Annotated in this window: 20 protein-coding genes; 8 read left to right on the top strand and 12 right to left on the bottom strand. The window is 71.1% G+C overall.

The features are described from left to right. Positions 1-18 precede the first annotated feature (18 nt). Both ACIA8L_RS42285 and ACIA8L_RS42280 read right to left on the bottom strand, forming a co-directional pair. Positions 19-1,467 (bottom strand): DUF1996 domain-containing protein, encoded by a 1,449-nt coding sequence (locus ACIA8L_RS42285; protein WP_395913659.1) that lies wholly within the window; start codon positions 1,465-1,467, stop codon positions 19-21. Between the two features lie 153 nt (positions 1,468-1,620). Next, the gene (locus tag ACIA8L_RS42280) at positions 1,621-2,958 is read right to left on the bottom strand and encodes a condensation domain-containing protein (RefSeq protein ID WP_395913657.1); all 1,338 of its coding nucleotides are present in this window, start codon (positions 2,956-2,958) and stop codon (positions 1,621-1,623) included. 126 nt (positions 2,959-3,084) lie between these two features. On the opposite strand from ACIA8L_RS42280, the gene ACIA8L_RS42275 reads away from it, so the two are divergent. Further along, complete coding sequence (locus ACIA8L_RS42275) at positions 3,085-3,663, top strand: transglutaminase family protein (protein WP_395913656.1); 579 nt, start codon at positions 3,085-3,087, stop codon at positions 3,661-3,663. 130 nt (positions 3,664-3,793) lie between these two features. After that, a complete protein-coding gene (locus ACIA8L_RS42270) occupies positions 3,794-4,168 on the top strand; it encodes a hypothetical protein (protein ID WP_395913654.1) in 375 nt (124 codons plus the stop codon). A 16-nt stretch (positions 4,169-4,184) separates the two neighbouring features. Here the strand turns inward: ACIA8L_RS42270 and ACIA8L_RS42265 are convergent, their stop codons facing one another. Genes ACIA8L_RS42265 through ACIA8L_RS42245 form a run of 5 tightly spaced genes read right to left on the bottom strand, consistent with a single transcriptional unit; the run spans position 4,185 to position 8,763 of the window. Continuing rightward, on the bottom strand, positions 4,185-4,904 hold the full coding sequence (locus ACIA8L_RS42265) for an ABC transporter ATP-binding protein (protein WP_395913653.1): 720 nt from the start codon (positions 4,902-4,904) through the stop codon (positions 4,185-4,187). Continuing rightward, entirely contained in the window at positions 4,891-5,697 is an 807-nt protein-coding gene (locus tag ACIA8L_RS42260; RefSeq protein ID WP_395913651.1) for an ABC transporter ATP-binding protein, read from the bottom strand. The genes ACIA8L_RS42265 and ACIA8L_RS42260 overlap by 14 nt, the downstream gene beginning before the upstream one ends. Next, positions 5,690-6,640 (bottom strand): branched-chain amino acid ABC transporter permease, encoded by a 951-nt coding sequence (locus ACIA8L_RS42255; protein ID WP_395913649.1) that lies wholly within the window; start codon positions 6,638-6,640, stop codon positions 5,690-5,692. Before ACIA8L_RS42255 ends, ACIA8L_RS42260 begins: the two co-directional genes overlap by 8 nt. Then, positions 6,637-7,512: a branched-chain amino acid ABC transporter permease gene (locus tag ACIA8L_RS42250; RefSeq protein WP_395913647.1), complete on the bottom strand. Its 876-nt coding sequence runs from the start codon at positions 7,510-7,512 to the stop codon at positions 6,637-6,639. Before ACIA8L_RS42250 ends, ACIA8L_RS42255 begins: the two co-directional genes overlap by 4 nt. A gap of 27 nt (positions 7,513-7,539) precedes the next feature. Then, positions 7,540-8,763 (bottom strand): ABC transporter substrate-binding protein, encoded by a 1,224-nt coding sequence (locus ACIA8L_RS42245; protein WP_395913645.1) that lies wholly within the window; start codon positions 8,761-8,763, stop codon positions 7,540-7,542. A gap of 493 nt (positions 8,764-9,256) precedes the next feature. On the opposite strand from ACIA8L_RS42245, the gene fxsT reads away from it, so the two are divergent. After that, the gene (gene fxsT, locus ACIA8L_RS42240) at positions 9,257-11,743 is read left to right on the top strand and encodes an FxSxx-COOH system tetratricopeptide repeat protein (protein ID WP_395913643.1); all 2,487 of its coding nucleotides are present in this window, start codon (positions 9,257-9,259) and stop codon (positions 11,741-11,743) included. Between the two features lie 14 nt (positions 11,744-11,757). Here fxsT and ACIA8L_RS42235 read toward each other — a convergent pair whose 3' ends face one another. Then, complete coding sequence (locus tag ACIA8L_RS42235) at positions 11,758-12,987, bottom strand: EAL and HDOD domain-containing protein (protein WP_395913642.1); 1,230 nt, start codon at positions 12,985-12,987, stop codon at positions 11,758-11,760. Between the two features lie 205 nt (positions 12,988-13,192). Between ACIA8L_RS42235 and ACIA8L_RS42230 the strand changes: the two genes are divergently transcribed. Further along, on the top strand, positions 13,193-14,182 hold the full coding sequence (locus ACIA8L_RS42230) for a glycoside hydrolase family 5 protein (protein WP_395913640.1): 990 nt from the start codon (positions 13,193-13,195) through the stop codon (positions 14,180-14,182). Here the strand turns inward: ACIA8L_RS42230 and ACIA8L_RS42225 are convergent. Together ACIA8L_RS42225 and ACIA8L_RS42220 are read right to left on the bottom strand one after the other, a co-directional pair. After that, a complete protein-coding gene (locus tag ACIA8L_RS42225) occupies positions 14,163-15,560 on the bottom strand; it encodes a glycosyltransferase family 2 protein (protein ID WP_395913638.1) in 1,398 nt (465 codons plus the stop codon). The two genes, ACIA8L_RS42230 and ACIA8L_RS42225, sit on opposite strands and share 20 nt — an antisense overlap. Positions 15,561-15,710: 150 nt before the next feature. After that, on the bottom strand, positions 15,711-17,090 hold the full coding sequence (locus ACIA8L_RS42220) for a DUF1996 domain-containing protein (protein WP_395913636.1): 1,380 nt from the start codon (positions 17,088-17,090) through the stop codon (positions 15,711-15,713). 330 nt (positions 17,091-17,420) lie between these two features. Between ACIA8L_RS42220 and ACIA8L_RS42215 the strand changes: the two genes are divergently transcribed. Next, a complete protein-coding gene (locus ACIA8L_RS42215) occupies positions 17,421-18,002 on the top strand; it encodes a Uma2 family endonuclease (RefSeq protein ID WP_395913634.1) in 582 nt (193 codons plus the stop codon). A gap of 228 nt (positions 18,003-18,230) precedes the next feature. On the opposite strand, the gene ACIA8L_RS42210 is transcribed toward ACIA8L_RS42215, so the two are convergent. Beyond that, complete coding sequence (locus ACIA8L_RS42210; protein WP_395913632.1) at positions 18,231-19,424, bottom strand: WD40 repeat domain-containing protein; 1,194 nt, start codon at positions 19,422-19,424, stop codon at positions 18,231-18,233. A gap of 116 nt (positions 19,425-19,540) precedes the next feature. On the opposite strand from ACIA8L_RS42210, the gene ACIA8L_RS42205 reads away from it, so the two are divergent. Continuing rightward, complete coding sequence (locus ACIA8L_RS42205; protein WP_395913631.1) at positions 19,541-21,688, top strand: Hsp70 family protein; 2,148 nt, start codon at positions 19,541-19,543, stop codon at positions 21,686-21,688. A gap of 26 nt (positions 21,689-21,714) precedes the next feature. Here the strand turns inward: ACIA8L_RS42205 and ACIA8L_RS42200 are convergent, their stop codons facing one another. After that, positions 21,715-21,855 (bottom strand): hypothetical protein, encoded by a 141-nt coding sequence (locus tag ACIA8L_RS42200; RefSeq protein WP_395913629.1) that lies wholly within the window; start codon positions 21,853-21,855, stop codon positions 21,715-21,717. Between the two features lie 575 nt (positions 21,856-22,430). Here ACIA8L_RS42200 and ACIA8L_RS42195 point away from each other — a divergent pair. Next, positions 22,431-22,961 (top strand): hypothetical protein, encoded by a 531-nt coding sequence (locus tag ACIA8L_RS42195; RefSeq protein WP_395913627.1) that lies wholly within the window; start codon positions 22,431-22,433, stop codon positions 22,959-22,961. Between the two features lie 111 nt (positions 22,962-23,072). After that, positions 23,073-23,654, top strand: a complete 582-nt coding sequence (locus ACIA8L_RS42190; RefSeq protein WP_395913625.1) for an SMI1/KNR4 family protein — start codon at positions 23,073-23,075, stop codon at positions 23,652-23,654. The last annotated feature ends 6 nt before the right edge of the window (positions 23,655-23,660 follow it).

The raw sequence follows: 23,660 nt of genomic DNA, 5'->3' as shown, positions 1-23,660 counted from the left end.
CCTGCGTGGAGGAAGGACTCAGCCGCCGGTGAACGACGGGGTGGTGCCGCACTTGGCGTGCGCGTCGAGGCAGACCTTGACGAGGGGGTTGAGGTTCTCGGGCTTCCAGGCGTTCATGAAGTCGCCGTGCATCGACGAGGCCATCCCGGAGGACAGGGCCAGCCCGTCGCCGCCGAGCGAGTCGTAGTTGACCATGAACGACAGGTTGGGGATGGCGACCGGGTAGTCGCCCTGGCACTTGCCGTTGACGGCGTTGCCCATGTGCGACTTGTGGTCGGGCGAGTCGATGTGCTTGCCGTCCCAGCAGTCCGTGAACGTGAGCTGGAAGATCAGGTTGCCGCCGGCGGCGCAGACCGGCCAGTTGCCGTCGGCGCTGCGGCCGATCTCGGCGCTGCCCGCGCACCAGAACTGCCCGTTGGTGCCCTTCTGGGTGGGCGTCTGCTTCTTCGCGTCCCCGGCGATCATGACCAGGCCCGGCGGGAACGGCTTGGTCACCGACGGGTCCGGAAGACGGCTCCCGTAGTACACCCGGAAGCTCTTCATCTTGACCGGCTGCCCGTTGCGCTGCAGTTGCGGCACCCAGTAGGCGCTGTTGTCGCCCGGGGCGTTGCAATTTGTCGTTTCGGCGAACAGGTCAGCGGGCTTGCTCGTCGCGCTCACCTTCGGACCGAAGAACGTGTGCATGTGCGACGCGCCCGGCAGGCCCGGGAACACGATCGGGTCGTCCGGCGCCTCGCCCGACACCGAGCAGTCGGTGTGGAACTCCGACACCCGGGTCGTGCCGGCCGGGATCGGCAACTGCTGGACCTTGTCGAAGTCGGCCAGCTGCTTTTGCCAGGCGGCCTGGTCGACGTCGACCCAGCCGGCAGTGCCAGAGCCAGAGCCGGTGGGGGTACTGCCCGTAGGTGCGGGAGTCGCCGATTTCGTGGGCGCGGCCGAGGTCGGCGGGGCCACCGTCGCCGTCGCCGGCGGGCGCCCTCCGGTGCCGAGCGTGAACCAGTTGACGTTCACGAAGTCCTGCGGCTGGGCGCTCTTCATGACCGCGACGAGCGTCTGCTTGCCGGCCGGGATGCTGGTCGCGGTGGCGGTGACGGTCTTCCAGCTCTGCCAGTTGCCGGTGTAGGCCACCGGGAACGTGGCCAGGAGCTGTCCGGTCGGCGAGCCGAGGTGCAGCTCGATGGCGCCGCCGGCCTGGTTCTGGGCGGCGATGCGGACGCTCAGGTCGGCGCCGCTGATGCTCACGTTGTCGTACTGCAGCCAGTCGCCGTTGGCGAGCCAGCCGACGTTCTTGCCGCCGCCGGTGTCGCGGGTGCCCTCGGTCTGCGCGCCGGACTGGGCCGAGAACGCCTCGGCCTCCAGCTTCGGCGCGGTGTTCTCGTCCGCGCTCGCGGTCGCCATGTAGACGCCGCCCGCTATGCCGACCGCTGCGACCGCGGCAGCGGCTATCAGGACGCGAGTTCTGCGCATGTCGATCCTTTTCGTAGGCTCGGGTGCGCAGCCAGTATTCAAAGTGCCTATTGCCGGTTCAAGAGGCTAAAGGAAAACTTAGAGAGCGCTCTCTGGAAGATCGTTGTCAGGGCGCGTTCGGTCGGTCGATTACATCTTTTGCGGAATCCGACCTTAAATCTTCTTTAGCGACGGTACGTGTGGTGGCGTGTTCGCTGCGCTGATGACGACGGCTTCCAGGTCGCGTGCGCACCGTTCGATCACGGCGGGTTCGTAGCGGTGCGTGTCGCCCCACAGGGTGTACACGGTCCGGCCCGGCTCGTCCTCCAGGTGCAGGTAGAACGTGCCGTCGTAGGTGTCCTCGCGCCCACCCCAGCGGACGCCGGTCTTCTCCCGAGCGGCGGCGATGTCGTCCATTGTGGGCGGTGCCGCGGCCGGGTCGTCGATGCCGCGCCGCCGGTCGTTGAAGAACGCCGTCGGCTCGGGCACGTCCGCCATTCCCGCCCCGTCGAAGTACCCGTGTTTGTACGCCGACAGCGTCCCCGCCCAAGCCCGCTTCGCGATCGCATCGAATCCCGCGCCGGCGTTTTCGGCGTCGGCGTCTTCGATGTCCAGTACCACCAGGCCGAACTGCCGCAGGCTGGTGGCGGCGTCCCCGAATCCGGCCCGGAACCGGTTGCTCACGATCACTTGGACAGCGGCGATGTCCATCCGTGTCGCCCGGGCCAGCGCGACGGCGTACGCGGCCAGCAGGATCGGTCCGGAGGTGAGCCCGGTCCGCGCGGCGACCGCCCGCACGGCGAGCGCCAGGGCGGGCGACTCGCAGACGACCTCCCAGTGGCGTGGCCGGCCGAGTCCGGGATCGGCCGGACCGGCGACGCTCGCTGCACCGGCAGCGCCGGCGGCCTTGATGCGGTCGAGCTGCTTCTCCCAGTACCGCCGCGCCTTCTCGCTCTGCCGCACCGCCCCCGGCTCCCGCTGCCGCGCGGCGAGCTCGAGGGGTGTGACCCCTCGCACCGGCGCCGCGGGGTCGCCGAGGTTGGCGAGGTCGCGCACGATCGCGTCGATGCCGAAGCCGTCGATGATGACGTGGTAGTACATGAGCACCGTGTGCGTCGGCCGGTCACCGTCGACGACGACACCCATGCGCACGGGCCATTCGCGGCCCGGGTCGAAGTGCGCGGTCTGATAGCGGACCCGCAGCGCCTCGGCCGTGCCCGCGGGGTCGGCGCCGGCCGCGACCAGCTCGATGCTCGCCTCGCCGGACGCGTGCACCTGCTGCCGCGGCGGATCGCCGTCGATGATGGTCGTGCGCAGCGCCTGATGCCGGCTCATGATGAACCGCAGCAGCTCCGCGAGGTGCTCGACGGTCTCCCCCGGCACGCAGGGCATGGTGCCGCCGATGTTCATCGTCCGGCCGGTCCGCCGCATCAGATCCCAGACGTCGCGCTGCCCCCAGGTCAGCTCCGCGACGCCGGACCCGTCACCCTCGAACGCTACCGCGATCTCCACGCCTGAGACCCTTAGACCGCCCGGCCCCGACCGTCAACACCCGCGGCCGAAGCACCCCGTCGCCCCAGGCCACCGATGAAAGTTGCGCACACCGCGGCCGCCGGCGGGCGGCGGTAGGCTCGAGGCATGGTGTCCGACCCATACCTGGCGGCCGATGAGGTCGTGCAGGCCGATCACCCCGCGATCCGGGCGGCCGCGGCCGGGCTGCGGACGCGGCACGCCGGGGACGTGGAGTTCGCGCGGGCGGCGTACGAGTTCGTGCGGGACGAGGTGCGCCACTCCTTCGACGCCGGCGACCCGCGGGTCACCGTCACCGCCGCGGACGTCCTGGAGCACCGGGTCGGCCTCTGCTACGCGAAGTCCCACCTGCTCGCGGCGCTGCTGCGGGCGCAGGGGATTCGCGCCGGACTGTGCTACCAGCGCCTCGCCGCCGGAGACGGTTCGTTTGTCCTGCACGGCCTGGTGGCGGTACACCTGGACGGCGATTGGCACCGCCAGGACCCGCGCGGCAACAAGCCCGGCGTCGACGCGCAGTTCGCTCTGGACCGCCCGCGGCTGGCCTTCACCCTCGACGAATCGGCCGGCGAGTGCGACTATCCGGCCGTCTACGCCGAGCCCGACGCCGGCGTGCTGGCCGTCCTGCGCGCGACCGACGACGTGCTGTCCCTGCGTGACGGCGGCCTGCCCCAGCAGGTCCACGGGTAGCGACGCCGGACCGGAGCACGACCGGCTTGTCGCGGTGCTCGCGGACCCGCCCGGGTGAGGCGGTACCGGCGGAAACATCGCCCCGGAAGGTGAGGACGGGGTCACCGGGCGCGGCGCTTAGCTACCCGGCATGTCACGATTCTTCGCTCGCGGGCTGCTGCTCGCCGGAGCCGGCCTCGCGCTGGTCATCGCCGGCTTCCTGCTGACCGCCCCGGCCGACGCCGACCCGAACCCGAAGTCCTCCCGGTCCCACACGAAGTCCCCGTCGCCGAGCAAATCCCCGTCGCCCAGCAAGTCGCCGTCCAGATCCCCGTCGCCCAGCACATCCCCGTCGAAGTCCCCGTCGCCCAGCCGGTCGGTGTCGGCCTCCACGACCGCGTTGCCCGTCACCGGCGGTGCGACCGGTGGGCAGCTGACCGGGCTGGTCGTGGCCGGGTTCGCGGTCGCCGGCGCGGGCGGCATCCTCTACAAGGTCGGACGGCGCCGCAACCGGTTCAAGGCCTAGGGACCCGGTTCACGGCCTAGGCGGCGGCGCTCTTCAGGACGCCCATCCGCTTCTGGTACTCCGCGTCGAGGGCCTTGCCGCCGTCCTCGACGACGGCGACGGTCTCGCCCCGCACCAGGACGTAGCCGCGGTCGACGGCGCCGCGGACGGCGCCCAGGGCCGGCTCGGCCATCAGCACCGCCACCCCCTCGCCGGCCAGGGCCGTGACGGTGCGCAGCAGCTCCTGGACGATCAGCGGGGCGAGCCCGGTCATCATCTCGTCCAGCAGCAGCACCCGCGGCGAGCCCATCAGCGCCCGGGACACGACGAGCATCTGCTGCTCGCCGCCGGACAGCACGCCCACGAGGCTGCGCAGGCGGGTCCGCAGGATCGGGAACCGGTCGATGGCGGTGTCGACGGCCGAGCGCGGCAGGCGGAGCAGTTCGGCCATCACCTGCAGGTTGTCGGCGACGTTCAGTTTCGGGAAGAGCTGCCGGCCCTGTGGTACCACCGCGATGCCGGCCCGGGCCCGGGCGGCGGGCTTGAGCCGGCTCACGTCCTCGCCGTCGAGGAACACCTTGCCGGTGGCGGCGACGGAGCCGTAGGCCGCGAGGAGGGCGCTGCTCTTGCCGGCGCCGTTGGGGCCGACAAGGGCGGTGACGGTGCCGCCGGGCGCGGTGAGGTCGAGGGCGGTCACGGCGCTGGCGTGGCCGTAGCGGACGGTCAGACCCTCCAGGCGCAGCTCATGAGCCGACATGCTCGGCGTCCTCCTCGTCGTCCTCGGTCGCGGCGACCCCGAAGTACACCTGCTGCATCTCGGGACTGGACAGGCACTCCTGCGGGTTGCCGTCGAACACGGCCCGGCCCCGGTCCAGGAGCATGATGCGGTCGACCAGGCCGGCCACCAGGTCGACGTTGTGGTCGACGAGGATGACGGCGTGGCCGCGGCGCTGGACGGTGCGCACGACCTCGACGATGCCGTGCACGCCGCCGGCGTCGGACCCGGCGAACGGCTCGTCGAGCAGCAGGACGAGGGGGTCCTGCCCGAGCGCCCGGCCGACCTCGACCAGCCGCTGCTCGCCGAGGGACAGGTCGCCGGCCGGACGGTCGAGCCGTTCGATGCCAAGCTCCAGAGCCAGCGTTTGTACTGCCTGTGCGTCGGCGGCGAGACGGGGTCGCAGCGCTCCGGCGAAACTCCCCGCGACCATCTGCCACACCGTGCCGTGGCGGCGGGCGGCCCGGCCCAGCAGCAGGTTCTCGGCCACGGTGAGCTCGAGGGCGAGCTGCGGGTACTGGAACGTGCGGGCCAGCCCGGCCTTGGCCCGTCTCGCCGCGGGCCCGGTGAGCCGCTGACCGCGCAGCGTCAGGGCGCCCTCGGTGGCGGGCTGGGCGCCGGAGATGAGGTCGACCAGGGTCGTCTTGCCGGCGCCGTTGGGCCCGACCAGGCCCAGGATCTCGCCCGCCCGCAGCTCGAAGGAGACGTCCTCCAGGGCGGTGACCCCGCCGTACCGCTTGGTCAGCCCGGATCCGACCAGCAGCGTCTCAGCCACGTCGTCCCCCTACGAGTTTGGCCAGCCGGGTGGCGTAGCCGATCACGCCCTGCGGCGCGAGGAGCAGGATCACCAGCACGCCCAGCGCGAGGATCAGCGTGCCGCTGGTCTGCACGGCCGGGAAGTTCAGCGTCAGCTCGACCGCGATGACCGCGCCGAGCACCGCCCCCCACGGCGTCCCCGAGCCGCCGATGAGGGGCATGAAGATGGCCAGGAACACCAGGTTGAGCGTGAACGTGTCGGGGGTGACGCTGCCCGCCGAGTAGGTGAACAGCCCGCCGCCGACGGCCGCGATGGCCGCGCCGATCGCGAGGGACACCAGGTTCATGACCGAGACGCGCACGCCGGCCGCCTCGACGGCGCGGGGCGCGTCGCGCATGGTCCGCACGATGACGCCCCACGGCGACATCCGCAGCCGGTCGAGCAGGAACGCGATGACGCACACGACGACCAGCGAGCCGACGACGATCTGGTAGTGCGACGGCTCCCAGCCGAGGAGGTTGAGCTTGCGCAGCGAGCCCAGGCCGCCGGAGCCGCCGGAGAGGCTCTCGGCGTCGACCAGCAGCGCGGTGAACGCCATGCCGAACAGCAGTGTGACGGCGGCCAGGAAGAACCCGGACAGCCGGCGGGTGGCCAGGCCCAGCAGGACGGCGACCGCGGCCGCGACGACCGGGCCGGCGATCCAGGCCAGGATGAGCGGCAGGCCGGTCCGCGACGACAGCAGCCCGACGGCGTAGCCGCCGATGCCCGCGTAGGCGCCGTACGCCATCGACAGCGACCCGGCCATCAGGTACGGCACATACATGCCGAGCGCGATGAGCGCATAGGTCGCCGTTGTCGTGACGAGCGTCTGCTTGTACCCGTCCGCGCCGACCCACACCAGGATGAGCACGGCACCGGCGATGCCCAGCAGCAGGCCGAAGGAGCCGGGAACGCGCTTCATGTCCGAATCCTCCGAACGAACAGGCCACTGGGCTTGAAGGCGAAGAACAGCAGGCCGACCAGGAGCAGGCCGTAGACGTGGGACTGCCCGCCGAAGTAGTACGGCACGAACACCTCGACCAGGCCGAGCAGCAGGCCGCCGACGAGCGGGGCCCACACCGAGCCGGTGCCGCCGATGACCATCGCCAGGAAGCTCGACAGCGCCCAGGCGAGCCCGGACAGCGAGCTCACGCCGGCCTTCGGGGCGAACAGCAGGCCGGTGATGCCGGCCAGCAGCCCGGACAGCAGGAACGCGATGAGCCGGACCCGGTTGACCGGCAGACCCAGCAACGTCGCGGCCTGGGTACTGTCGCCGACCGCCCGCAGCAGCCGCCCGGTCCGGGTGTACCGGATCCAGACCGCGGCGGCCGCGAACGCGATGACGGTGAACGCGAGCAGGACGACGGTGCTGGGCTGGACCACGGTGTCGCCGACGGTCACCGGGTCGAACGTGAACAGCGCCTGCCCGGGGAGGGTGGTGTAGCCGAAGAGGTACCCGGCCAGCTGCTGGATGGCGAACATGATCGCGGCGACCGCGACCAGCGCCGGCAGCTCGCCGCGGCCGGAGCGTTTCTGCACCTGCCGGACGACCGCCAGCTCCGTGAACACGGCGAGCGCGACGGCCGCCAGGACGGCCACCCCGGCGGCCGCCCAGACGTTCATGTCCTCGTACAGCACGAGGTAGGACGCGCACAGGCCGCCGACCATCGCGTAGGGGCCGATGGCGAAGTTGAAGAACCCCGCCCCGACCAGCGTCAGGTAGTAGGCCAGCGCGAGCAGGCCGAAGAAGCTTCCCATCTCCAGCGCGGACATCCACAGCTGCAACTGGCCCACGACGTAGTACCTCTCTGCCCGGTGGGGTTACTTGTTACACGGCGGCTGGAAGGTCGCCCATGGACCCTTCGGCTTGTTGTCCGAGCCGAACTCCACCAGGGACAGACCGCACGCACCGTCCGCGCCCAGGTGCTTCTCGGCGCTGAAACTCAGCGTGAAGTTGCCCTGGCCGAACGTGGCCGGGTAGGCCTTGATGCTCTGGATCGCCTCGTTGAGCTTCTTGGGGTCGTCGACCCCGCCGGCCTTCTCGATGGCGGCCTTGAGCACGTGCACGGCGTCCCAGGCCTGGGCGTCGTACGCGGTGATGTCGTAGTCCTTGCCGTTCTTGTCCTGCAGCAGCTTGATGAGATCCTTGGTGCGCGGGTTCTCGGTGTTGATGGAGCCCATGAAGATGAGCCCGTTGAGCGCGCCGGGGGCGGCCAGCTTCCACGAGGACGGCTGGTTGCCGATGGAGGCGAGCGAGAAGCGCTTCGTGCCGGCCATCTGCGAGCCGAGGGTGTTCTGCGCGAGCACTTCGAAGGCACCGCCGACGCTTGTCACCAGTACCGCATCCGGCTTGGCGTTCTTCAACCGCGCGACCTGTGCCGACAGGTCGCTGGCGTTGGCCGCGCCCTTCTCCGTCGCCGCGAACTCCACGCACGTCATCTGCGCGAACAGGGCCTTGTCGAGGGCGGCGATCGTCGTGGTGTCGTCGGTGAGCACGCCGATCTTCTTGATGCCGGCCGCCGCGAACGCGCCGCAGTAGACCTGGGCCCAGTCGTTGGTGGTGTTGGCCAGCATGTAGATGAGCTCGTTGTCCGGCGGCGTGACGAGCGTGGCGGTCACGCCGGTCGGTGCGATGGCGGGCAGCCCGAGCTGGGTGAGCGTCGACTTCGCCTGGAGGATGGCCGCGCTGCCGCTCTGCAGGAACAGCGCCTTGGCACCCTGGCTGGCGAGCTTCTGCAGCGTCGCCGGCACCTTGGTCGGGTCGGACTCGTCGTTCTCGACGACGAGCTTGAGCGGCCGCCCGAGCACACCGCCCTTGTCGTTGATGTCCTGGATGGCGAGGCGGATCGTCTTGCCGGCGATGACGCTGTAGGCGGCGCCGGAGCCGGTGCTGTCCTCGTCCATGCCGATGATGATGGGTTCGCCGGTCGCGGTCCCGTTGCTCGGCTTGTCTTCTCCGGCCTTGTTCCCGCAGCCCGCCAGCGCGATCGCGGCGACCGCCAGGCAGCTGACGATCCGACGAGACCTCGTCGCTAAAACGCCCATGTGTACCCCTGTCGGAATTATACGAATCGTCAGCCTCAGGTGGTTTGTTCGTGTGATTCAAAACCTAACAAGCGCTTGGTTTTTACATCTTGGCGAGGCCTGCCGAGCGTGTCAAGGACACGCCGGACACCTGGACGTAACAGAACTGTGAAAGTCGGAGGGCCACTGACCTGCCCGCCTTGGGCATCATGAGGGTCACCGTCCGGAAACACGCCGTAATCGCGACAATGCGGTGCGGCGACCCGCCGTCGGCGGCGCGACTCCGACACGACGGTGTCCTGTCAAGTTTGGACAAGCCGGGAGCCCCTGCCGAACTGGTCATTCACTGGCCCGGATACGTTTCGCGACGGCTAAGGCACAGGCCATTCCGAGAGCGCGGCACGCGCTCGGCGAAGGACCGCGGCAACCGCCGCAAAGGGTTGCACACCCGCAGTAACGTGTGCACTACTGACAAATCGGATAATTTGGATACGCCAGCCACCTGGAGCCGCATATGAGCGCGAGCGCGATCTCCCCATCGCCACGCGAACGGCCGGACGCCGCACCGATCCCGATCCGGGGCGGACTGCCGCCACGAAACCCGGACTTCACCGGTCGGTGGGCCACCCAGAACACGCTCTGCCGGACCCTGCACGGCAGCGGCGCGGCGAACGTGGTGCCGCAGACGCTGCACGGCCTCGGCGGCGTCGGCAAGACGCAGATCGCCCTGGAGTACGTCTACCGGCACCTCGACGAATACGACCTGATCTGGTGGGTTCCGGCGGAGCATCCGGCGGCCGTGCTGCAGTCGCTGGAAGAGCTGGCCCGGCGGCTGGGCCTGCCGGTGCGGGCGGACCGCCGGCGGACGGCCGCCGCCGTCCGCGATGCGCTGGCCACCGGCGAGCGGCGCTGGCTGCTGGTGTTCGACAACGCCGACAACCCCGACGAGCTCGCCGAGCTCGTCCCGTCCGCCGGCGGTCACGTCATCCTCACGTCCCGCGACCAGGCCTGGGCCGGACACACCGGCCTCGTCGAGGTCGACCTGTTCCACCGGCGCGAGAGCATCACGCTGCTCACGCGACGCCGGATCATCGCGAGCCAGGACGCCGACCGGCTGGCCGAGAAGCTCGGCGACCTGCCGCTCGCGCTCGACCAGGCGGCGTCGTGGCTGGCCGCCACCGCGATGTCGGCGGCGGAGTACCTCGACCTGCTCGACGCGCACCTCAACGAGCTGCTCTCGGAGGGGCGACCGCGCGGCTACCCCACCACGGTCGCGGCGTTCGTGGGCATGGCTCACGAACAGCTCCGCGCCGACCGGCCCGCGGCCGCGCGGCTGCTGGAGCTGTTCGCCTACCTGGGCCCGGAGCCGATCTCCACCGAGCTGCTGCATCGCGGACAGCGCGGCGACGTCAGCGAGCCGCTGCGCGACATGCTGCGCAAGCCGATCGCGCTCAACCGCCTCATCCGCCACCTGTGCCGGATCGGCCTGGTCAGGGTGGACTCGAACCGGGGCGTCCAGGTGCACCGGCTGATCCAGCACGTGCTGCGCGACCGGATCGAAGGGATGCCCGGCCTCGCCGCGGAGTGTCTCGGCAATGTCGTCGCAATCCTGGCCGCCGCGAACCCCGGCGATCCCGACAACCCCGCGCACTGGCCGGCCCACGCCGAGCTGGGGCCGCACATGGCCGCCGCCGGCCTGGTCAACGACCCGTCCGGCTCGGCTCGCCGGGCGGTGCTGGACCAGATTCGCTACCTGTGGGCCTCCGGCGAGTACGAACAGTCGCGCGGGCTGGCCCAGGAAGCCGTCGACCGGTGGACGAACGCGCCGGGCGAGGGCATCGGCCCGGACGGGGAGTGGACGCTGCTGGCGACCCGGCACCTCGCTACCGCCGTGCGCTCCCTCGGCGACTACGAGACCGCCCGCGCGATCACCGCCCGCACCCTTCCCGTGCTGCGGCAGGTGTTCGGCGACGACCACGAACACACCCTCGCGGCCGCGAGCGCGCTCGGCGCCGACCTGCGCATCGCCGGCCGGGTCCAGCTCGCCCTCGAGCACGAGCTGGACAACGTCGACCGGCACCTCAACCACTACAGCCTCGACGACCCGGCGGCGCTGCGGGCCCAGAACAACGTGGCGGTCAGCTTCCGGCAGACCGGCGACTTCGAGGCGGCCAGGACGATCGACGAGCACAACGTCGAGGTAGCCCGGCAGACCTTCGGCGACAACGATCCGCGGACCATCTTCTACTGGATCAACCTGGCCCGCGACCTGTTCGGGCTGGGCCGCTACCGCGAGGCGCTGCTGCGGCTGGAGAGCCTCTACCCCGTCTACCGGGCGCGGCTCGGCACCGGCCACGTGCACGTCCTGCTGGCCGCCCGCACGCTCGCCATGACACTGCGCAAGGTCGGCGCCTACCTCGCCGCGCTCACGCGGGCCGAGGCGAACGCCCGCGGCCTCCACCAGCGTCTCGGCGCCGACCACGAGCACACTCTGGCCTCGGCCATGACCTACGCGAACACCCTGCGCGCGGCCGGCCGGTTCACGGCGGCGGACCGGGTGGCGGCGTCGGCCTGCACGCTGTATGAGGGCAAGTTCGGCCGGCGGCACGGCCTGACCCTCGCGGCCAACGCCAATCGGGCCATCATCCTGCGCCGCCGGGGCCACGTCCGCGACGCCCTGGAACTGAACCGGTCCGTGTACGGCGCCATGCGGGAGACCCTCGGTGACGAGCACCCGTTCGTCCTGTCCGTGGCCGGCAACCTCGCCAGCGACCTCGCCCTCAGTCACGAGCCCGCCGCGGCCCACGCGCTGTCCGAGCAGACGCTGCAGATCTCCCGCCGGATCCGCGGCCACGCCCACCCCGACACCCTCGCGTGCGCGCGGAACGCGGCCATCGACCGGCGGGCGGTCGGCGACGACGATGGGTCCGAGGACTCGTCGCCCGCCGACGTACTACGCGGGTGGCGGGCCGACTGCGACATCGAGCCGCCGCCGTCGTGAACCGCTGGTGGCGGTCAGTCGCCGATGCGGCGGACCGTCTCCGTGGCCCAGCGGACCGCCTGCAGGTAGGGCGTCACCAGATCGCCGGTCTCGGCCGACGGCGAAGCGCCGCGGAGGTACGCGTCGACCGCCGAGAACGGTGCGCCGAGCGGGCCGGACCCGTCGACCAGGGCGGCGCGGGTCGTGTCGGAGAGCGGGAGCTGCTCGGACAGGACCGCGACCGGCTGGCCGATCATCTCGGCGACCGACGACAGCATGCCGACCACGAACGCCTCGTCGCCTGGGAGGCCGGAGCGCTCCGCGACCAGGCGGCACAGCTGGGCCCGGATCAGCGTGTCGGCCATGCGCTCGTCGCCGGCCAGGGTGAGGTCGCCGACCAGCATCAGCATGACCCAGTCGCGGACCTTGGCGATGCCGAGCAGCATGACGGCCCCGTGGACGGTCCCCACCCGGCGGGCCGAGCCGTTCCAGGCGCAGTTGGCCGCGCGCAGCAGCCGGTAGCTCAGGGCCGGGTCGGCCGAGACGTGGGCGACGATCGCCGACACGTCGCTCTCCGTGGCCATGAACTCGCCCAGGAGCTGGATGCAGCGCATGCGGGAGGCGCTGAGCGTGCGGGTACTGGCGATGACGGGGCGGTCCAGGGCGTACCCCTGGAACAGCTCATACCCGAGCTCCCGGGCCTCGGCGATGTCTTCGGGGGCCTCCAGCCGCTCGGCGACGAAGCGCAGGTGCGGGTGGCGCTCGCGGAGACTCTTGATGATCGCCCGCCCGGCCGCGTCCATCCCCAGGAAGTCGATCTTGACGTAGGCGGCGACCGGCAGCAGGCGTTCGTGCTCCGAGCCGGCCACGAAGTCGTCGAGCGCGATGGCGTAGCCGGCCGCGGCCAGCGCCGCGACCCCCTCCACCACGCGGTCGTCGACGTTCACCGTCTCCAGGACCTCGAGCACGACCCGCCCCGGGACCAGCGGCACCGGCAGGTCGCCGCGCAGGAAGTCGTCGGTGAGGTTGACGAACCCCGGCAGCCCCCCGGTCAGCTCGTCGAAGTCGAACGCGGTGAACGCGCTCACGATGACCTGACTGGTCGCCGCGGCACCGCTGCGGTTGGCCGCGACGGCTTCGGGCCCGGAGCGGAACAGCAGCTCATACCCGGCGACGGCGCCGGCGGCGTCGTAGATCGCCTGCCGCCCGACGACCACGTCGGGCGAGGCCGGCTCGATCATCTGCGCGTGTGGGTGCTCAAGCATGGTCCGTCCCGGATACAAACGCCGCCAACGACTGCCCTCAGCCTCCGCCGCCCGGGTTGCGCCCCACCCCCGAACCCAGTTGCCGGACGGTTGTAGCGAACCGGACACAGGCGGTGAATCCGTTGAGTCGCGGCACGAAACGCGCGGCCGGGACTCCGGCTGGCGGGGTGGTCGAGCGGGTGATCCGGCGGGCAGACTCGCCGCGATGCGTAAACCGACCCTTATCGCCGCGATCATGGGCGTTGTGATCATGCTGGGCCTGGCCGCGTACTGGAAGCGGCCCCACACCGCCACCGGGCATGAGGCCGGCGGGCTGCGTGTGCGGGGAACGGCGATCGTGGAGGGGGGTGGCGAGCCGTTCGTCATGCGCGGCATCAGTCATCCGTACGCGTGGCATCGTGAGCGAATGGCGGCGTTCGCGGACATCAAGCGACTCGGCGCGAACACCGTGCGGGTCGTGCTCACCAGCGACACGGTCGCGCAGGAAGTGGACACGATCGTCGACCGGTGCCGGACGAGCCGGCTCGTCTGCGTGCTCGAGAACCACGACACCACCGGCTACGGCGAGCGGGCCGGCGCGATCACCCTCGATCGGGCCGCGGACTTCTGGGTCGGGCTCGCGCCGACGCTGCGGGGCACCGAGGACTTCGTCGTCGTGAACCTCGGCAACGAGCCCTACGGCAACGGCGACACCTCCGGCTGGGCCCGGGACACGAGCGCCGCCATCGCCAAGGTGCGCGCGGCCGGGGTCCGGCACCTGATCATGGCCGACGGCCCGAACTGGGGCCAGGACTGGTCAAAAACCATGCAAAGCAATGCGGCGGGGGTACTGGCTGACGACCCGCACCACAACACGGTGTTCTCGGTGCACATGTACGGCGTCTACGACACGGCCGCGAAGGTGACGGACTACCTCGACGCGTTCCGCGCGGCCGGGCTGCCGCTCGTCGTCGGCGAGTTCGGGCGGCGGCACACCGACGGACCGGTCGCCGCCGACGCGATCATGCGGGCGGCCGGTGCCCGCGGGGTCGGCTACCTGGGCTGGTCGTGGAGCGGCAACAGCGGCGGGGTGGAGTACCTCGACGCGGCGAACGGCTTCGACCCCGACCGGCTCACCGATTGGGGCCGCAGCCTGTTCGCCGACATCCGGGCCACGGCCACGGAGGCGGCGACGTTCAGGAAGGCTTCGCGATGACCGTGAACCGGTTCTCCGCGCGGCGCGCGAACTTCATGAACCCGCGCAGGCCCGGCAGGCCCTCCATCAGGCCGAAGACCGGGATGAGGGCCACCACGGCCAGGGGCTCCCACCAGCGGCGGCGACCGTCGGCGGAGACGCTGGCGTTGACCCGCAGGCCCTCCCAGTACATCCAGACGACGTAGGCCATGTTGACCGCCCAGAGCGGGATGATGAGCACGGTCGTCGGTGACGTGTTGGGGTCTGCGATCAGCGCGCCGACAAGCAGTACCACCGCGACGTTCTGCAATGGTCCTATGACCCAGGACAGGACCGAGTAACCGAGCAGGATCCGGTTGCGCAGGGGCAGGCTGCCGTTGAACACCAGTGCGGCCAGTCCCCACGACCATCGTTCGCGCTGGCGGAAGAAGTCCTTGAGGCGGGCCGGGGACGCGCCGTAGCAGCGGCCGCCGAACCACGCGCTGCGGCCCGGGTAGCGGTCGCTGAAGATGAGGGCGAACTGCGCGTCCTCCACGAGGCTGCGGGGGCCGAAGTCCCAGCCGATCGCCGCCTCGATCGACGCGCGCACGAGCAGCAGCTCGCCGTGCACGCCGGCGCGGGGCGTGCCGCTGCCGGTCCAGGCGGAGAACCGCCCGACGTCCTCGGCCGGCCGCGCGGAGTCCGCGAGCCAGGTGAGGCGGTTGACGGCGTACTCGCGCGGATAGGTCAGGATGCCCTGGGCCAGATGCTTCCCGTCGGCCCCCGCGGCCCGCTGCTCCGCCACGAACCGGGCCATGGCCACGGCGGTGTCCGGCCCGACGCCGGTGTCGTCGTCCATGTGCAGCACCCACACGTCGTCGCGGGCCTCGCCCTCGTGGATGCGCAGCTCGTGCGCGTAGTGCGCGGCCCGGGCCTTGAACCGGGTGCCGTTCGCGGTCCGGTAGTCGGCCGGCACGGCGACGACCCGCACCCGCCCGTCCTCGGCCGCCAGCTCCTTGATCCGGTGCTCCGCCTCGCACCCGGCGTCCACGACGATGTCCACCCGGAGGTTCGCAAAGCATGGCGGCAGCCAGCTGATGTACGAACGGACCGAGCGCTCCAGGGCCGGCTGCGTGTCGTACCGCCCGACGGTGGGGACGACCACGATGAGCTGCTCGCCGGTCCGCGTCGGGCCGTGCCCGCTCCACCGCCGGGCCGACGCGCGCAGCCGTTTGCGGGTGCGGCTCAGGCCGAAGATGCCGGTGAGCGTGGTGAAAATGGGCCAGGTCCACAGGATCGTGAGCGGCCAGCCGAGGACGCCGGGATGGGGCTGGGTGAGCCAGGTCTCGCTGACGACGATGACGAGGTACGCGAGGATCAGCGGTGCGTACGCGGGCCGCCAGCGCTGCGATGCTCCCACCGCGGCGAGCTACCCGGGAATGGCGGGACCATTCCCGGGCGCCTTGCTCGTGCCCCTGGCGTGCTCATGGCCGATATGTCGGGCGCTGCGCGCCGCGCTGCGCTCGACATATCGGATTTTTCGCCCGACGGGGTATTCGCCGTTTTTGGGCTAGAACTGGCCCGCCGTGTTGCACTTCGCCTTCTGGCGGATGCAGTCCTTCACCCGCTGGCCCATGGCCGTGTTGTCCCAGGCGAGGAACGAGTCGCCGTGGATCGAGGAGGCCATACCGGACGCGAGCGTGAAGCCGGCCGCGCTGCCGTGGGTCGGGTACGCGATCACGAACGAGATGTTCGGGACCGCGACCGGGTAGGCACCCTGGCACTTGCCGTTGACGGCGTTGCCCATGTGCGACTTGTGGTCCGGGCTGTCCAGGTGGACGCCGTCCCAGCAGTCGGGGAACACGAGCTGGTAGTTGAGGAACGCCGTCTGGGCGCACCGCGGCCAGTTGCCGTCCGTGCTGCGCCCGATCTCGCCGCCGGCCCCGGCGCACCAGAACTGGTTGGGCGAGCCGGCCGGGGTGGCGACCTGCAGCTTGGCGTCACCGGAGATGATCCGCAGCCCCTGCGGGAACGGCATCGTGACGCTCGGGTCCGGCAGGCGCGAGCCGTAGTACACGGTCACACCACTGGGCTCGACGGCGACACCGTTCTCGTAGAGCGTCGGGATCCAGTACGCCGACAGGTCGTTCGCCGGCCCGCAGCTGGTCTGGGTGTAGCCCAGCAGCGACTCGGTCGTCGAGTTGGCGTTCGCGCTCTTGTTGCCCAGGAAGCTGTGCATGTGCGACGCACCGGCCAGCCCCGGGAACACGATCGGGTCATCCTTGAACGAGTGGTCGTAGGTGCACGCGGCGTTGAACTCCGACACCCGCACGGCGTTGGCCGGGTACGGGTGCGTCGGCAGCGCGTTGAACGCCGCCACCTGCGCCTGCCACTTCGCCGGGTCGATGTTGACCCAGCCGGCCCCCTGCGTCGGCTGGGTGCCGCCGGTGCCGAAGACCTGGAACTCCCACAGCGACACGCCGTACTGCGTCGCGCGCTTGGTCGTGTTGAGCTTGACGTAGCGGCCGGAGCCGTTCACGGTCAGCGTCTGGGTGCCGCCGGTACCGTTCACCGTCGTGTTGATCGTCGTCCAGGCGGCCCCGTCGGCCGAGGTCTGGATCGTGAAATCCTTGGCGTAGGCGTTCTCCCAGCTCAGTACGACCTTGTTGATGGTCGCGCTGGAACCGAGGTCCACCTGCAGCCACTGCGGGTCGCTGAAGGCGCTGGACCACCGCGTGCCGGCGTTGCCGTCGACCGCCGCGGAGGCGGCCGTCGCGGCGTTCTCGGCCGACGAGGCGGTGGCCGGCTTCCCTTGCGAGATGGGCGTCTCGGCGGCGTCGGCGGAACGCAACGCGAGCCCAGTGATGAATGAGGCCACGAGCGTGGTGGCCGCGGCTCCGAACAGGATCGTGCGCAGGCGGGATCGCCCCGCGCGAGCGGGTGGAGACATGAGTGCACCTTCCGGGGTGAGGCGGTGTCGACCGGGGGCGGAGTCCGATCGATCTTGCCAGAGAGCGCTCTCTGAGATTCCCACTCTGACCGCCCGTTCGACCCATGTCAATAACTACGCAGAATCGGAGAGCGCTCTCCCAAGGTCGATATAACATGGCTCGCTGTAACATGGCTCGCTTCGCTCGCGGCGGGGAAGGCTTCGCCTCCACCCGCACCCCCGCAGAATCTCCGCCTACCGCTCGACGCCTTCCAGTTCACGGACTCGTGCGCGGGTTGGAGACAGCGACGCTGATAGTCTGGCCTCAGCAGGTCAGTGGAGAGAGGTTCGATGAGCGCGCCAGCTTCAATGCGATGGCCGGTGCCGCCTCCTGGCGGGTTCACCGCGGAGGATCTCGATCGGCTCACCGACCTTCCGGCGCACACCGAGCTCATCGACGGGAGTCTGGTGTTCGTGAGCCCGCAGAAGGCGTTCCACACCCTCGTCCTCGACCTGCTCGTCACGTCGCTGCGGGTCAGCGTTCCCCAACATCTGCGGGTGCGGCGGGAGATGTCCGTCATTCTCGACCGTCGGCAACGACCCGAGCCTGACGTGACGGTCGTGCGGGCTGACGCGGTCACGGGAGCAGATCAGACGGCGTACCCCGCCGACGCTGTCGTGCTCGCGATCGAGGTCGTCTCACCCGACTCCGAAATCCGTGACCGCGAGCGCAAACCGCAGCTGTACGCCCGCGCGGGCATCGGCCATTTCTGGCGTGTCGAGGACGACGGCTCAGGCAACGCCATCGTCTACATCTACGAACTCGATCCAGCGAGCAACGCCTACGCCCTGACCGGCATATTCCACGATCGGGTCAAGGTCATCGTTCCATTCAGCATCGACCTCGACTTGACGGAAATCCGAGACCTCTGATCGCAATCGCCGGCCAGCCGAGCGGACAAGGCGCAGTTGGCCCGGCGGCGAGCGCAGCCTGGCGCAGCCTGCACTCGGCGCCGCTTGACGCAGCGGACGATCCGGCACCAATCGCGGCATCGTCGGATGGTGTCCCGCTGAAACGGCCGTGACGTTGGCGGCCTCCTTGCCGACCGAGCGGCGACGCGCACCGGTCGCGCAACTCGTTGCAACGCCTCGGCGGAACGGTTAGGTGATCCGGTTCATGGCCGCCTGGATCTGCAGCCAGGATGGATCACTCTCGGACGCCTCGGTGACAGTTTCCAGATCGCCCGGCCGCCAAGTTCGGGTTCCGTCGGTGAGGTCGAGTTGGTCCATGTCGACGGCCGAAGCCTCAGAGGTGCCGGTGAGGAAGTCGGTCACTGCGGCCGGCGACGCCTCGGCTGGGCCGGCCCGTCCGATCGAAAGCACGAGCAGCGTGCCGTCCCGGCCGGCAACGATCAGTTCACCTGTGGCGGTGGCCGTCAGTGCGATCACGGCCGACCCGGGCAGCGTCTCATGTTCGGTCGCCTGTTGCCCGTCGATTCCGAGCTCGATGAGGGCACCATCCGGCGTCCCGATCCAGAGGACGCCCGGAAGCGGCCCGAACGCGAGGTTGTGGCGCGACCAGGCGTGCATCCTGTCCAGCCACGCTTGCGGGTACGGGTATCCCGGACTCGGCTGCCCGAGGGTCAGGCCGAGAACGCGGCGCAGCGAGGGAAAGTCGAACACCTCCAGCGAGTTGTGGTAGGCGTTGCCCTGCACCGCGAACTGCCGCCCGTCCGGGCTGAAGACAGGCGCCTCGTAGCCGTCGCCGTCGAGGACCAACGCCCGGCGCATCGGCCGCAGCACAGGCCCGGTGTCTCGAGAGAAGAGCACCAGCGTGGCACCCTGATCGCTCTGCAGGGTGGCCACGAGACCACCGCCCGGATACGTCACAACTCCGGTGTCCCAGCGCGGGCCCATGGCGGTTGCGCCGGAGGCCAGGTCGAGCGTGATGGAGGACTCCCAGCCCTCCTCTCCGCCGACCGGCGACAACCAGAGGGTCCGACCGTCCGGACTGAACGCCACGTTGCGGTGGTATCTGGTCGGTGGAACACCGTCGATTCTGAAGGTGTTGGCGCGGGTCCAGCAGACCGCATTGTCGCCATCCGCTACCGCGAGCTGCGGCTTGTCCGGATGCCAGGCGGCGCTGGGTGTCCGTCTGAACCGGTTATAGCCGATGGCGTCATAGACGGCTGCATCGGCACCGACAGCGCCGATCTCACGCAGCTGCCCGATCGCGTACTCCCAGATTCGAATCGCCGGACGTTCGGTGTCCCAACCGGCAATCAACGGCAGCTTGGGATGGCAGAGCAGCCGCTCGAGCGGGGCTTCGGAACGGATCCGCGCCACGGTTTCCATCGGCACACCGTAGCGGTGAAGGGCGGAGCGTCGGCCTTGCCCGGGGCTGGCTGCGCACTTGCGGCGGGGTCGTATAGATGTACCCGACAGAGTCGCCGCCACGCGAGGAGTGAGCGATGCCGGAGGTACCGCTGGGCGGCCCGCGGCTGGGGATCGACTTCGGCACCACCCACACCGTCGCCGTCCTCGGGTCCGCGTCGCCGCTGCTGTTCGACGCGTCGCCGCTGCTCAGCTCGGCGGTGGCGGCCGAGGTCGACGGGCGCCTGCTGACCGGACGCGACGCGCTGCGGGCCGGGGAGCTCGACCCAGCGCGCTTCGAGCCCAACCCGAAGCTGCGCATCGGCGACGGCCGGGTGCTGCTCGGCGCCGCCGGGCTGCCCGTCGAAGAGCTCATCGCCGCGCCGCTGCGCCGGGTGCTGGCCGAGGCCACCCGCCACCTCGGCGCCGCTCCGGCCGCGACCGTACTTACCTGCCCGGCGACCTGGGCCGCCGGACGCCGGGGGGTGCTGCTGCGGGCGGCCGCGGCGGCGGAGCTCCCGGCGGTGGCGCTGGTCCCCGAGCCGGTCGCCGCCGCCTGGTACCACGCATCGCTGCCCGGCCGGCCCGCCGCGCCCGGGCAGACACTCGCCGTCTACGACCTGGGTGGCGGCACGTTCGACTGCACGGTGCTGCGCCGCACCGCTGCGGGCTGGGACATCCTCGCAACCGCCGGGCGCGACGACGTGGGCGGCCTCGACCTCGACGCGGCGCTGCTCGACCTCGTCGGCACTGCCGTGCCCGACACACGCGGGTGGCGACGGCTGGTCAGCCCCGCCGACCCGCCCGGGCAGCGCACCCTGCAGCGCTTCCGGGCCGACCTGCGGGCCGCGAAGGAGCAGCTGTCGCGCACCCCGTCGGTGCGGGTGCACGTGCCGGTCCTCGAGGTCGACACGCACGTCACGCGGGAGGAGTTCGAGGCCCGGATACGCCCGTTGCTCGAGCCGACGGTCGAGCTGCTGGCCCGGGTCCTGCGCGACGCCGCCGTGAGGCCCGAGGCGCTGTTCCTGGTCGGGGGCTCCAGCCGGGTACCGCTGGTGGCGACCCTGCTGCACCGCCACCTCGGCCTCGCGCCGCTGCTGGTCGACGAGCCGGAGCTGGTCGTCGCTCGCGGCGCCCTGCTGGTCCCCCTCGACCAGCCCTCCGCTCCCCCGCCGACGGCGACGGGCGGCATGCCGGCAGCGGCCCCACCGGCGGCGACGTCCGGCGTGCCGGCCTCCGCGTCCCCGCCCGCCCGGCCGTCCTCCGCGCCTCCGGCCCGGCCTGGAGCACCGAGGCGGCGCCGGGGCGCCGCGGTCGCGGCCGCAGCCGTCCTCGCGCTGGCCCTCGTGGGCTTCGCGGTGTGGCGGGGCGTGCACCGGCCCGGCGGCGCCGACCCGGGCGCCGGCCCGCACGCCGCCGGCTCCGGCGCCGGGCCGAGTGCCGGCAGCGGCGGCGCGCTCGCCCTCGACATCGGCGGTAAGGTCGCCTGGTTCGCCGGCTTCCAGGTGACGTTCGGACGGGCCGAGTACGACGCCGCGGCCAGGCGGGTCACCGTCGCGCTGAAGGTCAAGAACACCCTGCGCACCGACCGCGCCCTGACCCCGGTGACCCTGCCGATCACGCTCGACCTCGCCGGCCGCCCTACGCCGGGCGAGTACCCGGGCGACACGCGCACCGTCGGCGCCGGCTCCGAGATCCCGTCGAGTGCCGTGTTCGATCTCGACGCCCCGCCCGCGGCCCTCGGCGCGGGGGTGGTGACGCTGGGCGCCGACAACGACCTGCGCGCCCGCGTCCCGCTCGGCGCCGCCGACGGCCTCGTCGACCTCAAGCCAACCCTGCTGCTGGCGCCGACGAACGTGCCCGTCGGCGCGTACCAGTACGACAACCTCACCTGCGAGCAGCGCGGCGACGACCCGAAGAAGGGCGCCCAGGTCCCGGCCGGCAGTCGCGCCGTCGCCTGTACGTTCGACGTCAGCTACCGCGGCCCAGAGATCAACAACGGCATCTACGGCGACAACCTGCGCCTGCTGTTGCCCGACGGCAACCAACTGGCCCCGGACGACGCCCCGAGCGACGTGGTGCCCAAGGACGGCCAGAAGCGCGGCATCCAGGCCGTGTGGGTGGTTCCCGCCCCGGTCACCGGCCAGTACACGCTGCGCCTGTTCGACCGCGACCGTTACAGCAGCGCGGTACACAACCAGGCCGACGTGAAGCTCAACGCCCCGTCCCCGCAGCCCTCCCGCTGACCTGCCACCGGCCGGGCCTGGCCGCGTCAGACCGAGAGGACCTGTTCGAGCAGCCGGTGGTACTGCATCACCGTATCCCGCATGCCCTCGGTGCTGTCGGAGGCGCGGGCGCCGGAACGGGCGAGCTGCACCTCGCGCTCGTGGACGCTGTCAGCGAGGCCGCGCACCGCGTCGCCGACACCTGGCGCGCCTCGGCGACGCTGGCCTGCGGGTCCTCGACAAAATGGGTCTGGATGTCGTACCAGCGCTGCCGGAACTCGCCGGCCCGGGCGCCGTCCCACAGCGGCCCCTCCGCTCGCTGCGGCCCCGCGCCGTTCCCCGGCGCGTGCGCTTCCGCCGCCGGCGCGGGAGCCGCCCGCGGTGGCGGGGGTGGGGGCGATTCGGGGGTCGGCGGCGCGGTGCCGGGCTGCGCGGGCCGGCTCGGATCCTGGGGGTACTGCTGCTGGCTCATGGCGGTTCTCCGCCTTTCGCTGCGGTTCATCGGGTGCGGGGCCCGCCGAGCACGATCGACGCTGAGCGTGTCGGTCCGGTTGCCCTCCGAGATGCCATATCCCTCCCAAGGCGACAGTTGCGACGCTAGCTCGGCCACCCGGTCGGCGACCTCACCCGGCCGGCCTTGGTGGCCGTACAACGCCGCGGATGCCGACGACTGGGCCACCCGGCGCCGGAGGCAACGAGCCGACCGCGATCATGGCCGGTCGGCGCCTTCCCGGCACGGCGCAGGGCGGTAGAGAATCTGAACGTGTTCAAACGCGGGTGGTCCGGTAGTTGGCTGCTGATCGGGCTGATCGGATCAGTGCTGCTTCGTGGAACCCTGTGGGTCGTCACGGTCTTGAACGTCGGGCCGCTCCTTGGGCCCGTCGACCTGCTGCTTGTGCCGGCACTCGGCCACACCATCGGCACGGCGATCTGGCTCGGCGACATTGTCGCGTCGTTCCTGTTCGCCGTTGCGACGGGGGTCGCCTGTCAGGGATTGCGCCGCGACCGCGGGTGGGCGTACCGACTCGGGAAGGGCCTGGCCCGCTGCTATGTCGCCTCGAACGCGGCGACCGCCACCGTCTGTGGCGTGCTGGTGATGTCGGGTTGGGGCCTGCTGGCCTTTCCGTTCGTGTTGTACATCGCCTCGATCGCTGTCGCGATCATGGCCGTTCGCCAGCTACAGGCGCACCGCGGGTCGGCGATGGTCGTCGGGATCACCTCGCTCCGCCGGCTGGCGGCGTGTCGTTCGTTGGTCCATGAGCCCGGCCCGCCTGAGCCTGTCGGCCAGGGGTAACCCGGGCCACGCCATTCGGGCCAAAAGCGACTGCACGGATCTGACGCGACTCGCGCGGCCGGACGTCCCTCGTGCTCACGGGTGGGTGATGCGCACGTAGAGTCCGCCAGCGTGACCGACGATGAGATCTTCGAGGCGATCCGCCAGCGGGTAGCGCTGGGACGCTCGACTGATCTGGACCATGAGGCGCGACCGCCGGCGCCGGTGTCCGAGGAGGACGTCCGGCTCGCTGAGGCGGCGATCGGCTATCCGCTTCCGCCGTTGGCGCGGCGCATCTACCTGGAACTCGCCGACGGCGGCGTCGGCCCGTTCGGCGGGATCGAAGGTATTGCCGACGGTGACTTCCCGCTCGGTGAGTCGACGGACGAGCCGCCAGGCCCGTGGGATGACCCGGACGAGCCGCCCGCCCCACCACGCGGGGTGGTGTTCTTCTGCGACTTCGGCTGCGCCATGTGGGCATTGCTGGACTGCCGCCACCCGCAGGGCCAGATGTGGTGGTGGGACCAGGGCGACCGGCACAAACTCCACCTGACACTGCCCGAATGGTTTGCCGCGTGGCTGGCCGGGCAGCCGCACACCGTGTGGGCACGGCCGGCCCTGTGGCTGGGTCCCGAGTCCTGGACCCGCGAGGAAGCCGAAGGACGCCAGCAGCATCGCATCGTCCTGGACCAGGGTCAGAGGCCGCTATGGTGATCGTTG

Origin of the sequence: Dactylosporangium sp. NPDC051541 (assembly GCF_044454505.1) — a bacterium.
Classification (GTDB): domain Bacteria; phylum Actinomycetota; class Actinomycetes; order Mycobacteriales; family Micromonosporaceae; genus Dactylosporangium.
The sequence above is the reverse complement of the archived record's forward strand: the minus strand, read 5'-3'. Positions and strand labels throughout refer to the sequence as shown.